The 13,090-nt window shown below is 45.0% G+C and carries 11 protein-coding genes and 1 tRNA gene; 6 read left to right on the plus strand and 6 right to left on the minus strand.

Going from position 1 to position 13,090, the window contains the following annotated elements:
• Nucleotides 1-84: 84 nt before the first annotated feature.
• The 3 genes from DK188_RS01070 to DK188_RS01080 form a co-directional block, all read right to left on the minus strand.
• Nucleotides 85-1,473: a dipeptidase gene (locus DK188_RS01070; protein ID WP_111668930.1), complete on the minus strand. Its 1,389-nt coding sequence runs from the start codon at nucleotides 1,471-1,473 to the stop codon at nucleotides 85-87.
• A 146-nt stretch (nucleotides 1,474-1,619) separates the two neighbouring features.
• Nucleotides 1,620-1,943 (minus strand): type II toxin-antitoxin system PemK/MazF family toxin, encoded by a 324-nt coding sequence (locus DK188_RS01075; protein WP_111668931.1) that lies wholly within the window; start codon nucleotides 1,941-1,943, stop codon nucleotides 1,620-1,622.
• On the minus strand, nucleotides 1,940-2,167 hold the full coding sequence (locus DK188_RS01080; RefSeq protein ID WP_111668932.1) for a hypothetical protein: 228 nt from the start codon (nucleotides 2,165-2,167) through the stop codon (nucleotides 1,940-1,942). The genes DK188_RS01075 and DK188_RS01080 overlap by 4 nt, the downstream gene beginning before the upstream one ends.
• 95 nt (nucleotides 2,168-2,262) lie before the next feature.
• Between DK188_RS01080 and DK188_RS01085 the strand changes: the two genes are divergently transcribed.
• Complete coding sequence (locus DK188_RS01085; protein ID WP_111668933.1) at nucleotides 2,263-3,237, plus strand: NADPH:quinone oxidoreductase family protein; 975 nt, start codon at nucleotides 2,263-2,265, stop codon at nucleotides 3,235-3,237.
• A 232-nt stretch (nucleotides 3,238-3,469) separates the two neighbouring features.
• Nucleotides 3,470-4,615 (plus strand): ATP-binding protein, encoded by a 1,146-nt coding sequence (locus tag DK188_RS01090; RefSeq protein WP_111668934.1) that lies wholly within the window; start codon nucleotides 3,470-3,472, stop codon nucleotides 4,613-4,615.
• Between the two features lie 258 nt (nucleotides 4,616-4,873).
• Here DK188_RS01090 and DK188_RS01095 read toward each other — a convergent pair.
• Nucleotides 4,874-4,948 (minus strand) — tRNA-Val (locus tag DK188_RS01095).
• Nucleotides 4,949-5,009: 61 nt separating this feature from the next.
• Entirely contained in the window at nucleotides 5,010-7,826 is a 2,817-nt protein-coding gene (gene uvrA / locus DK188_RS01100) for an excinuclease ABC subunit UvrA (RefSeq protein WP_111668935.1), read from the minus strand.
• Nucleotides 7,827-8,027: 201 nt separating this feature from the next.
• Between uvrA and pnuC the strand changes: the two genes are divergently transcribed.
• Together pnuC and DK188_RS01110 are read left to right on the plus strand one after the other, a co-directional pair.
• Nucleotides 8,028-8,645: a nicotinamide riboside transporter PnuC gene (pnuC, locus tag DK188_RS01105; RefSeq protein WP_111668936.1), complete on the plus strand. Its 618-nt coding sequence runs from the start codon at nucleotides 8,028-8,030 to the stop codon at nucleotides 8,643-8,645.
• The gene (locus DK188_RS01110; protein WP_111668937.1) at nucleotides 8,632-9,156 is read left to right on the plus strand and encodes an AAA family ATPase; all 525 of its coding nucleotides are present in this window, start codon (nucleotides 8,632-8,634) and stop codon (nucleotides 9,154-9,156) included. The genes pnuC and DK188_RS01110 overlap by 14 nt, the downstream gene beginning before the upstream one ends.
• A gap of 30 nt (nucleotides 9,157-9,186) precedes the next feature.
• Here the strand turns inward: DK188_RS01110 and DK188_RS01115 are convergent, their stop codons facing one another.
• The gene (locus DK188_RS01115; protein ID WP_111668938.1) at nucleotides 9,187-10,275 is read right to left on the minus strand and encodes a serine hydrolase domain-containing protein; all 1,089 of its coding nucleotides are present in this window, start codon (nucleotides 10,273-10,275) and stop codon (nucleotides 9,187-9,189) included.
• 155 nt (nucleotides 10,276-10,430) lie between these two features.
• Here DK188_RS01115 and DK188_RS01120 point away from each other — a divergent pair, with 155 nt between their 5' ends.
• Both DK188_RS01120 and DK188_RS01125 read left to right on the plus strand, forming a co-directional pair.
• Entirely contained in the window at nucleotides 10,431-11,486 is a 1,056-nt protein-coding gene (locus tag DK188_RS01120; RefSeq protein WP_111668939.1) for a family 43 glycosylhydrolase, read from the plus strand.
• Nucleotides 11,487-11,529: 43 nt separating this feature from the next.
• Nucleotides 11,530-13,068 carry a glycoside hydrolase family 43 protein gene (locus tag DK188_RS01125; protein WP_111668940.1) on the plus strand — a complete coding sequence of 513 codons (1,539 nt, stop codon included), beginning with the start codon at nucleotides 11,530-11,532 and terminating at the stop codon, nucleotides 13,066-13,068.
• Nucleotides 13,069-13,090 lie beyond the last annotated feature (22 nt).

The following is a 13,090-nucleotide window of genomic DNA, read 5'->3' on the forward strand; positions in this document are numbered from 1 at the left end:
GGTTATGATTTACTCTGGCAAACAGGGATTAAGGTCATCGGGTTCGAAAGTAAGCCATTTGCTAAGTGCATTTGGAGACTTTGATCACTTTTCGCTCAGCTTTCTGAAATGTTTGAAGAATGCCGCGATGGTTTCAATACCGATGAAGTAATTTTTGACTCCGTAGTGCTCATTTGGTGAGTGAAGCGCATCGGTATCCAAGCCAAAGCCGAACAAGATCGGATCGCTGCCCAATTCTTTTTGGAACAAAGCCACAATAGGAATCGAACCACCTTCGCGGGTTGGAATCGGTCTTTTTCCAAAAGTTTCTTCCATCGCTGCTTCTGCGGCTTGGTAGCCGATTGATGAGTCTGAAACTACGGCAGGAGCTCCCCCGTGATGTGCTTTTACCTTTACTTTGACCGATTTTGGAGCTATGGATTTGAAGTGATTTTCAAATAGCGTTGCGATTTCGTGCCAATCTTGATCAGGAACGAGTCGCATGGAAATTTTTGCAAAAGCCTTTGATGGTAATACAGTTTTTGCCCCTTCTCCAGTATAGCCACCCCAAATTCCGTTGACATCCAAAGTCGGCCGGATGCCCACGCGCTCGATGGTCGAATAGCCTTTTTCGCCATGCACATCCTCGATATCCAATTTGCCTTTGTATTCCTCGAGGTCAAAAGGCGCCTCATTCAGTCGTTGACGCTGCTGTGCGGTCAGTTCCTGTACTTTTTCATAAAATCCCGGAATGGTGATGTGCTCATTTTCGTCTTTCATGGATGCGATCATTTTGCATAGCACATTGATCGGGTTGGCCACCGCGCCACCATAAGTTCCTGAGTGGAGGTCTCGATTGGAGCCAGTCACTTCCACTTCCATGTAAGCCATGCCTCGAAGTCCCACCGTGATGGAAGGATCCTGCATGCTGATCATGTGGGTGTCGGAGATCAGAATGACGTCTGCTTTCAATCGCTCTTTGTTTGCCAAAACGAATTTATCCAAGTTATCAGAGCCGACTTCTTCCTCGCCTTCGATCATGAATTTGACATTGCAAGGCAAATCGCCTGTTGCCATCATGGCTTCGAAAGCCTTCACATGCATGTAAAATTGTCCTTTGTCGTCTGCAGATCCTCGTGCAAATATGGCTCCTTCGGGATGACTCGGGGTATTTTTGATCACAGGCTCAAAAGGTGGTGAATCCCAAAGTTCGTAGGGATCAGCCGGCTGGACATCGTAGTGTCCGTAAACCAAAACTGTGGGCAGTTCGGGATCGACTATTTTCTCCCCATATACAATCGGATAGCCCGCTGTCTCACAGATTTCAGCGACATCTGCACCTGCTTTTTCCAGCGATTCTTTGACAAACTGAGCTGCCGCAAAGACGTCATTTTTGAATTTGGGATCAGCGCTTACAGATGGAATCCGAAGCAAATCCAGGAGTTCGTTGAGAAATCGGTCTTTATTATTGGCTATAAATGCAGCTACGGACATATTTGGGTGTTTTAGGTTTCTAAAGGCCTCAAAATTATTCCTTTCGTGAGGATTTGCCTAGGAATTTTTGATTTAACGGTAAAGCCTCTGAGATCCCAAAGGATAATGCTTAAGGTGAAAAAGGTTCAATGGAATTTTTGTTTGATTCAAGGCCTAAGATTGAATAGGCTAATCAAGCCATTGTCTATCTCTTGCAATTCATTTTGAGATAATTCTCCCAATCTGCCTAAAACCAGATCCTTACTCAATGTCGCCATTTTACTTAGCCTAACTAGCGATTTCACTTTTATGCCGTTTAGTAATGACGGGAATAAAACGACGTCATGGTTTGAGGACCATTTGATTTGAGAGGTAATAAAAGAAACTGTTACATCTAATTCGTTGGAAAGTAATATAAGAGCAGGTCGATTTTTAGCTCCTGTCAAATCAGAAAAGGGAAATGGAATTAATATCAAATCGCCTTTCTTCACTTGTACTTTTCTTTAAGATCTTCCTCAGAATAAATCTCCGCATCCTCTTCCAGAAAATCGAATGATTTGGACTCAGATACCATTTTTTGAATTCCTTCGGTTAGGATCTGATTGTCAATTTTGAATAATAAAAACTCAGCAAAGTCAGAGACTTCTTTCACTTTCTGATCTGGTAATTGTGCCAAATGCTGAATAGTCTTTTGGATTAGGCTTTCCCGAGTCATTTCTTGAATTTTTGATTATAACCGAAATTAAAAAGAAATTGGTTTACTATAAGTTATAAGTAGCACATTCTTGCCTTCGTTGCAAATCTCAAACTATGAAAGCATTACTCTGTTCCCAATTTGGCCTACCTGAAGCCTTAGCTGTTCAGGAGATTTCTGATCCCATTCCTTCTTCCAACCAAATCCTGATCGCCGTCGAAGCCTGCGGCGTTAATTTTCCCGATGTGCTGATTATCCAAAACAAGTATCAGTTTAAGCCGGAATTGCCTTTTGCTCCGGGGGGTGAAGTTGCCGGAAAAATCATCGGATTGGGTGATCAGGTACAGGGATTCCAAATCGGGCAGCCTGTTTTGGCGCTTTGTGGTTGGGGTGGATTTGCTGAAAAAGTCGCTGTGGATGTCGATCGGGTATTTCCTTTGCCTCCTGGACTTTCAGCCGAAGTGGCTGCCACGACACTTTATACTTATGGCACTTCGTATCATGCTCTGAAAGACCGCGCAAATCTTCAACCCGGAGAAACTTTGCTTGTACTCGGTGCGGCAGGCGGAGTCGGTTTGGCAGCAGTAGAACTGGGGAAAGTAATGGGAGCCAAAGTAATCGCAGCAGCTTCCTCAGAAGAAAAGCTTGCGCTCTGTCGGGTAAAAGGTGCTGATCTCACCATCAACTACGAAACCGAAGATCTCAAAACCCGCATCAAAGAGCTCACCGATGGCAAAGGCGTCGATGTGGTCTATGATCCCGTTGGGGGAAAATTCACCGAACCGGCACTTCGGGGCATGGCTTGGAAAGGTCGCTACCTGATTGTGGGCTTTGCCAATGGAGAAATCCCACTAATTCCGATGAATTTACCCTTGCTCAAAGGCTGCTCGATTATCGGTGTATTTTGGGGTCAGTTTTCCAAAGTGGAGGCCAAGGCCAGTTTCCAGAATATCCGCCAACTGGTGGCTTGGATTCAGGAGGGAAAAATCAAACAGCATATCGAGAGAACTTACAGTCTGGAAGAAGCGCCGGAAGCCTTGCAGGCGATATTGGATCGGAAGATGCTGGGAAAAGGGGTGGTTGTTTTTTGATGGTTAAACTTTCCCGCAGATAGGCGCAGATTTCTTTCGCTGATCACCGCGGATTTTATCAGCGAAAATCTGTGTCTTTTTCTGTGAAAATCTGCGGGCACCATAAATATCCAAAAATATTTACCATGAAAATCGTAAACCAAACTTTCGATTTTCATGGTAAAATGATTTGATTTCACCTTTTATCTCTCTACTTTTACCATGAAATACGTAAATCAAACTTTCGATTTTCATGGTAAAAGATCGTAGTATTTTCCCTCTTTTGCAGGAATATCTTTCCATTTTCCCAGCTGTAGGCCTATTGGGTCCTCGTCAGGTGGGGAAGACTACCTTGGTCAAAAACCTGAAACTAGAAAAAGACAGCCTCTACCTCGATCTGGAAAAGGCCTCTGATCGGGCCAAATTGGTCGATCCCGAGCTTTTCCTCAAAGCGCATGCTGACAAAACGGTTATTCTCGACGAAATCCAACTCATGCCTGAGTTGTTTGCGGAGCTACGCAGTCTGATCGATGAGCAAAGGGAGCCTGGAAGGTTTATTCTCTTGGGTTCCGCGTCACCGGATTTGTTCCGAAAGAGTGCAGATTCCTTGGCTGGCCGGATTGGTTATTTGGAACTGACCCCTTTTTACATGGGAGAGATTGGTTCCGACGAACTTCAAAAGCTCTGGATTCGGGGAGGATTTCCGCTGTCTTTCTTGGCCAAAAGCGAGCGAGAATCGCAGCTTTGGAGGCAAAATTTTATCAAAACCTACTTGGAGCGAGACTTGGCGCAAATCGGATTAAGCACAGATCCCCGGCTAGTGGAGCGTTTTTGGATGATGCTGGCCAATGCACAGGGAGGGATCTGGAATGCGGAGAGTTTTGCAAAAGCTCTCGGCATCACCCGCCCGACGGTCAACCGATACCTAGAGTATTTAGAAGGATCATTCATGGTGCGGGTTTTGGCGCCTTTTCACCACAATATCAAAAAGAGGCTGGTCAAGTCGCCCAAGGTTTTTATTCGAGACACGGGCTTGCTTCATTCCCTGACTGGAGTAGATAGCATGGATTCCCTGATCAACCAACTGCTGGTCGGTCCGAGCTGGGAGGGATTTGTGATCGAGCAGATTATCGCCACGTTGAAGGAGGAATATGAATACTACTTCTACCGAACCCATCAGGGTGCGGAATGTGATCTGCTTTTGGTGAAAAATGGCGTGGTCAAAACGGCAATTGAGATCAAGAATACCCTTTCGCCCAAACTCAGCAAAGGCATGCAGATCAGCATGGAAGATACCGGAGCTGAAAAGGGCGTGATTATCTGCCGGATTTCGGATGGGTATCCGCTGTCAGAAAAAGTAAGGGCGGTGGGTTTGAGGGAGTTTTTGAAGAAAGTATAGCCACGAAGACTCTAAGTTTTTGCTACAAATTTCCCTTAAATTTGATTTTAAGGCTAAAAGGCGGGTGTAGCTCAGTTGGTAGTCCGCCATGGCGGATCCCAAGCTGAAGGTCGTGAGTTCGAGACTCATTACCCGCTCAAGATTAGGGAGTCATGTTTTAAAGGCGTGACTCTTTTTTTTAGTCGAGTTTTTGGGTTGGAATTAAAGGGCTTAGAAAGAAAAAAGCACAAAATCTTAGAGACTTTGTGCCTAAACCAGTGGGATCTAAGGGATTCGAACCCATGACCTCTGCTCTGTCAAAGCAGCGCTCTAAACCAGCTGAGCTAAGATCCCGATTTGAGATTGCGAATATAGATATCTGGTCAAGGCTTCGCAACCCTTGGAAGGTTTTTACTTAGAGAAAACTCTCTTTCAAATACATTCCCGTAAAGTTCTGCTCCTCTTTGGCCAAGTCCTCTGGAATCCCTGCAAAGGTCAAATGCCCGCCTTTATTTCCTCCTTCAGGTCCTAAGTCAATCACCCAATCGGCAGATTTGATGACTTCGGTGTTATGTTCAATGATAATAACCGAATGCCCTTGATCGATCAGGGCATTAATCGAATGAAGTAGCTTGCTGATGTCGTGGAAGTGGAGTCCGGTGGTCGGTTCGTCGAAAATGAAAAGAATGTGATCTCCGGTTTTGGTGCCGCCTTTTCCAAGGAAAGACGCCAATTTCACCCGCTGAGCTTCTCCTCCGGACAGTGTGTTCGAACTTTGTCCCATGCCGATATAGCCTAAGCCCACTTCCTGAAGCGGTTGAAGCCGATTGATAATTTGAGTTTTGCCTTTGAAGAATTCCAAAGCCTCATCAATAGTCATTCCGAGTACCTCAGAAATATCCTTGTCCTTGTATTTGACCTCAAGGATTTCATTTTTGAAGCGTTTGCCTTTGCAAGATTCGCAGGTCAGGTGTATGTCTGCCATAAACTGCATTTCCACTGTGATTGTACCTTCTCCAGAGCAAGCTTCGCAGCGTCCTCCATCCACATTGAAAGAGAAAAATGCGGGCTTGTAGCCTCGCTGCTTGGATAGCGGCTGCTCGGAAAAGAGGTTTCGGATCGCATCATAGGCCTTGACATACGTCACAGGATTAGAGCGGGAGGACTTGCCGATTGGATCTTGATCCACAAATTCCACTTGGGTTATTTGCTTGTAATCACCTTCGATCTTGTCGTATTTTCCTCCTTCGTCGATGACAGTTCCCAGCATTTTTCCCAATGCCGGATAGAGTACCTTTTTGATCAAGGTAGACTTTCCAGAACCTGAAACTCCAGTCACACAAGTGAGCGTGTTTAGAGGAAATTGGACTGTTAGATTCTTCAGATTATTTTCTCTGGCACCTTTTACGATGATAGAGTCCTTCCATTTTCGATTGCCGATTTTATTGAAAATCTTTTCTTCACCGCGAAGGTATTTCGCTGTGTAGGTCATTCCTGAAGAAATCAAATCTTCGATTTTCCCTTGGAAAAGCAACTCTCCACCCTTCACTCCGGCATCCGGACCGATGTCAATGATCTGATCCGAAGCTTTCATCACTTTGTCCTCATGCTCCACCACGATGACAGTATTTCCAAGGTCCCGCAACTCTTTAAGAACTCCGATCAATCGATCGGTGTCCCGCGGGTGCAATCCGATGCTGGGTTCATCCAAAATATACATGGAGCCGACTAGCGCAGAACCGAGGGACGTGGCCAATTTGATTCGCTGAAATTCACCTCCCGAAAGTGAAGAAGTCAGTCGATTGAGCGTCAAATACCCCAAGCCAACCTGGTCCATAAATTCCAATCGGCTTACAATTTCCTTGAGTAGTCTACTGGCGATTTTCGCCTCATGGGGAGGCAGATCGAGTTGATGAAAGAAAACCAAAGCATCTTCAATGGGCATCAGCACAATATCTGTAATTGATTTTCCTTCCACTTTCACATAGGATGCGTCTTTGCGAAGCTTAGTTCCGCGGCAATCCGGACAGGTGGTGCGTCCACGGAATCTGGAAAGCATCACGCGATATTGGATTTTGTAGGTTTTTGTTTCCAGATCTTCGAAAAAAGCATTCAAGCCTTGGAAGTATTTGTTTCCAGTCCAAAGCAACTCTTGTTCTTTCTCAGTCAATTCATTGTAAGATCGGTGAATGGGGAAGTCGAATTCAATTCCTTTTTTTAGCAAAGGCTCCAACCATTGTTTGCTGGATTCCCCTCGCCAAGGTGCGATTGCGCCTTCATAAACCGACATTTCCTTATCCGGAATGACCAAATCCCGGTCAATTCCCAAAACGTTTCCAAAGCCTTCGCAACGTTTGCAGGCTCCATAGGGGTTATTGAAGGAGAAAAAATTAACCGAAGGAAGCTCGAAGCTCATCCCGTCCAACTCAAATCGATCAGAGAAGGACTTTGTCTCTACATCTGGGACCGTAATCTTGCAGTCTCCATGCCCTTCAAAAAGCGCTGTTTGCACGGAATCCGCTATTCGGAATTGATTATCCTCGTCGTCCTTTTGGACCGTGGCTCTGTCGATGAGGATTTCGTAGTTTCCTTTTTTTACTTTCTTTTCCTGAAGAAGATCCTCTACAAAATAGACCTCTCCATCTATCAAAATTCTGGTGTAGCCTTTCTGCAGCAAAAGTTCCAATTCCTGCTCGATTTTTCGGCCTCGCTCGAGTTGCAGCGGACAGGAGATCATCACTTTTGTCCCTTCTTCAAAAGAAAGTACATAATCGACGATATCCGTCACAGTATTATGTTTGACCTCCTTTCCTGAGATTGGGGAGAATGTTTTTCCAACCCTTGAAAACAGCAGTTTAAGGTAATCATAGATCTCTGTCGTCGTACCGACAGTGGACCGTGGATTTTTGGTGCTGACTTTTTGTTGGATCGCAATGGCCGGAGCGACGCCTTTGATGTATTCGACATCAGGTTTTTCCATCCTGCCCAAGAATTGGCGGGCATAGGAGCTCAAGCTTTCTACATACATCCGTTGGCCTTCGGCAAAAAGTGTATCAAAAGCCAAAGAAGACTTCCCCGAACCCGAGAGGCCGGTGATGACGATGAATTTGTTTCGTGGTAAAGCGACGCTCAAGCTTTTGAGATTGTTGACCCGAGCGTTTTTGATGATGATGAATTCCTTGGGATCGAGCGAATCGAAGTCGATTTTAGCGGGTAAAGTGCTTAAAGTCATAGCTGGCAAAGTTAGCAATCAAACCCGGCAAGTGGGAGAAAAGTTGGGATCTTGTTTGGATTTGTATTGAATCAAAATGCTTTTGCACCAAGTGTGAAGTACCATCTACCGAGTAGGTTTGCCAACAGTGAGCGATGAGGACCCTAATCTTTCACTATTTCAATTTTCCAATCTTCAAATAATTATCCTTTTCTTCGCAGCATGGATTTTCAATTTCTCCTCGATGGATTTGCCGAAGGCCTGAAAAACATGACTTGGCTGGAAGCAGTCGCGGTATTTTTTGGGATAGCTTCAGTTTTTTATTCCATGCGGGAGCATATTTGGGTGTATCCGACCGGGATTGTTTCCACGCTCATTTATGTTTGGATTTGCTTTGAGTACAAGCTGTATGCAGATATGGGAATCAATGCCTACTATTTTTCGATGTCCATTTTCGGTTGGTATGTATGGACACACCCCAACGAAAATCAGGAAGTCCTGCCAGTGACTTGGCTGAATGGAAAAGGCTGGTTGATTTCGGCGGGACTTTTTGCGGTTTCGTATCCACTTTTGGTCTTTGTTCTTTCCCGTTTCACAGACAGCGATGTACCGTATTGGGATTCCTTTACCACAGCATCCGCTTTTGTTGGGATGTGGCTGATGGCAAAGAAAAAGGTGGAAAACTGGATTTTCTGGATTATCACCGATTTGGTTTCAGTACCGCTATATTTTTATAAAGGGCTGGTGCTTACGTCCTTCCAGTTTCTTTTTTTCACAGTTTTGGCGACAATGGGACTTTTTGCCTGGATCAAATCTGCAAAAACCAATGTTAAGTCCTAAACGAATCTTAATCCTTGGACCCGAATCCACAGGGAAAAGCACCTTGGCAGCCGACTTGGCCAATCATTTCGTCGAACCTTGGGTTCCTGAGTTTGCTAGAGAATATTTAGAAAAGATCAATCGTCCGTATAAGTTTGAAGATCTTCTTGAAATTGGAAAAGGGCAAGTGGCCATGGAAGATCTATTGGCAGAAAAAGCAAATAACTTCCTCTTTTGCGATACTGATCTGCGGGTTATCCACATTTGGTCTGAACACCGATTTGGCAAAACTGATCCTTGGGTATTGGAAGAAATTGATCGGAGAAAATATGATTTGATTTTACTCACAGCTACCGATTTGCCTTGGACGCCTGACCCACTGCGTGAGTATCCCGAATTGGAAATGCGACAGTATTTTTTCAAAAAGTATCTTCAATTGGCAAAGGAAAGCGGTTTTCCTTTTAGGGTCGTCTCTGGAGATCAAGAAACCCGACTTCAAGCTGCAGTCGATGGGCTCAAAAACTTTTCCTAAGCTTTTTCCACTTTCTACCTTCCAAAATCCTTACCACTTTCTCAGCGATAGTGTTGCTGCCTCTACCAATCGCATCTGATCAGGATGATAGTTATTGTTCAGCACGATAATCGTCTTGTTCTCCTCAATAAATCGCACAATGATCGTCTGATAACCCGGATTGTCCCCGGTGTGCATGACCATTTTTCCAAAGGGACTTTTTGGCTCCACTTCCCAGCCAAACCCATAATAGCTCCTTGTTCCATCATTTAGTTTTGCAGGGGAAAAAGCCTTGTCTAGGGTTTCTTTTTTGATAAGCTTCTGGGTGTAGAGTGCCTGATCCCATTTCAGCAAATCCGCTGCAGTGCTGCTCACCCGTCCTGGACCTTTTCGATTACCTAGCCACACCGTGTAGTCCGAAGAGTGGAATTTATTCGCGTTCACGTAGTTTCCCAGACTGTCTTTCAGGTGGCCTGCGGCAAAGTTGGGAACTGCAGCCTTTTCTTCCAAAGTCCGAATTCCTGTGTCTTTCATTCCGAGTGGCTTAAAAATCCACTCTTCAGCCAATGCTACAAAGTCTTTTCCACTTACTTTTTCTGCAATACTTGCCAGCAGAACATAGCCGGTATTGCTGTACTCGTATTTTTCTCCGGGCTCAAAAACCATCGGCGGAGCATAGCGATTGAGGTATTCGAGGATGTCGGGATTGCCCGCGACTTTACTTTTGTCCCAATGGGCATCCATGATGGCTTGGTAATCAGGCAGGCCGCTGGTATGTGTCAGCAATTGCCGGATGGTGATTCCTTTGTAGGGAATATTCAGATACTTTTCCACATGATCATCGAAAGAGAGCATCTTTTTTTCCTGACATATCATGACAATCATAGCGGTAAACTGCTTGGAAATGGAGGCCATTTCAAATACATCAGTTGTTTGCAAGGGTATTTTGCTTTCAAAAGAGCGATAGCCGATCGCTTTTTCGAGCAGCACTTGTCCCTCCTGGGCTACCAGAATGACTCCCGAAAATCCATTGCTCTCTGCCTGAAGGACTGCGGATTCGAGTATTTTTTGCTGGGCAAAAGTGGAGTGGGTCCAAATCAGACCTGTAAGAAGAAGCAGGAAAAATGAGAAACGTTTCATAGGCCAGATCTGAATTTGAATTCAAAATTTACAAAATCTTGGAGTACAAGTTATTTCGATTCGTTTGGATTGAAGCGTTTTACCTGGATTCTTTCCAATATTTCGCTTAAAATCCTGTTATTTAGATCACTCGGTCTAAGCCAAAAACGAATGCTATGCCTAGCTATCTGATCTTTTTGTTTTCATTTTTTGCGGACTTTACGGCTCCGAAGATTAATTCCGATGCGTTTTTTGAAATTCAGGACACTGATACTACTCGTTACCAAAATCCGGTTTTTGAGCCGGTTTTGGCTGATCCTACACTCATCAGGCACGGCGAATTTTTTTATGCTTATGGTACCGAGGACAATTGGGGTGAGGAAGGGGGCTATCATTTGGTCCCGGTGATCCGATCAAAAGACCTGATAAAATGGGACTTGGTGGGTGATGGGTTTGACAAAAAGCCAAATTGGAAACAAAAAGGCGGAATATGGGCACCGGATGTGACAGAGGTAGAGGGCAAATTCGTGATGTACTATTCCTTTTCGACCTGGGGAGATCCCAATCCCGGAATAGGAGTTGCAATCTCAGATACTCCCGAAGGCCCTTTCGAGGACTTGGGGGCTGTTTTTGATTCGGAAGAAATTGGTGTAAAAAATTCGATTGACCCGTTCTATTGGGAAGAAGACAACAAGAAATTTCTAATATGGGGAAGCTTTCATGGGCTTTTTCTCATTGAATTAGATGAAACTGGAAGAAAACCCAGAGGTACCAAAACTCAAATTGCTGGCAATCATTTGGAAGCTCCCTATATCCATTTTAGGGAGGGATATTATTACCTTTTTGGCTCTGCGGGCACTTGTTGTGAAGGAGAAAAAAGCACCTATCGAATTCTGGTAGGCAGGTCTAAATCGCTGCTTGGACCGTATTTCGATGCAAAAGGGAATGACCTGATGGATGGCAAATCCGGGGAATTGCTCCTAAGGGGAAATACCGGAGAAACGGGAATTGCTGGACCCGGTCATAATGCTGAATTAATCACCGATTCAGCTGGTCAGGATTGGATTCTTTACCATGGCATGCAACTGGAAAAACCCAAATTAGCAAACGGAACCAATCGAAGAGCCCTTTTTTTGGATCCCTTGATCTGGGAAAACGGTTGGCCACTGGTGAAACGCCAATTGCCCGGAATTAAACCTCAAGCCAGGCCTCAATTCGACTCAATCGATTAAATGAAAGGTTTGGAATACCCTGTAAAATTCAGGATTATTGATCATGACTTTAAAAATAACCCGTCTTGCCTTCGGCACATTCCTGCTGTTCCTGGCTTTTTCACAGGCTTTTTCTCAACAAATCGTAATTCAAAACCCTGTCCTCCCAGGGGATCGACCTGACCCTACTTTGGTCAAGGTGGGTGAGTACTATTATGCCTCGGCGACTTCCAATGAATGGGCACCTCTATTTCCGATTTTCAGATCAAAAGATATGATTGATTGGGAAGTGGTAAATTATGTTTTTCCCAAAGGAGCCCCTGTCTGGGCTAAAAACAACTTTTGGGCACCCGAACTTTCTTATGATAAAAAGCAGGGAAAGATTTACGCGTATTACACCGCCCGAGATAAAACAAGCAACCGACTCAGCGTCGCAGTGGCCAGCGCAGATTCTCCCCTTGGGGAATTTCGGGATCATGGCCCCTTGGTCGCACAGGAATTGGGATCGATAGATGCGTTTGAGACTCGGGACGAGGCAGGGCGACTTTTTTTGCTGTGGAAAGAAGATGGTAACAGCCAAGGACAAAAGACACCGATCTGGGCTCAGCAAATTAATGAGGAGCGTACAAAACTCATTGGAGAGCGGACTGCACTTTTTGAAAATGATCAGGAATGGGAGGGAAATCTCGTGGAAGGAGTTGCAATTTTCAGGAAAAACGGATATTTCTATGCCACCTATTCCGCAAGAGGCTGCTGCGAGATTGACTGTGATTATGTCACCGGTGTGGCCAGGAGCCGATCTTTGATGGGCCCCTGGGAAAAATATGACGCCAACCCGATTCAGAAAGACAATGCGAGCTGGAAATGTCCCGGTCATGGGACGGTCGTTGAGAATGAAGGGGAGTTTTACATGCTCTATCATGCATACAATACCGGGGGTAGTGTCTATGTCGGTAGACAAGGCGTCCTTGAAAAGATCCATTGGACAGCGGACAACTGGCCGGTTTTATCAGATGAAGCTAGTTATGAGAAAGAAAGGGAGGATTTGGATTTCATGGATGATTTTACACAGGGACTCGATCCGATCTGGCAATGGCGAGTGACCCAACAGATCCACTACACGACTGATGAAGCGGGTTTGCACCTTCAAGCCACTGAGGAAAATGAGGCTTTGGGGACTCTACTCGTCCAAGGCACCAAATCATTGGATTATAGCTATGAAGCGATTATTCATCCCGACGTGGAGGTGGAAGCAGGATTGGCTTTAATCGGTGGTGCGAATAATGGATTTGGAGCACCTCCAGCAGGGATGGGAATTTCGGTTAAAGGCAACACATTGACTCTCTGGGAAAGCATCAACCGTGAAAGAAAGGAATTGGCTTCCGTTAAAATTCCCGATGGTTCAATCAAACTTGTCCTTCAAATCAAAGACGGCCATCGCCTACAGGCCAAAGCTACTCTTAATGGAGAATTGAAAGATATTGGTACCGAACAAGAGGTAGGTCATCTCGTGCCTTGGGGCATGGGCTTTCGGTTAGGCTTGGTGGCAAAAGGACCTAGTCATACTTCGGGACATTTTAAGTCCGTAAGGATTACTTACTAGCCAAAAATTTCTCTTTGACCAT

Origin of the sequence: Algoriphagus litoralis (assembly GCF_003259255.1) — a bacterium.
GTDB classification, from domain to species: Bacteria; Bacteroidota; Bacteroidia; order Cytophagales; family Cyclobacteriaceae; genus Algoriphagus; species Algoriphagus litoralis.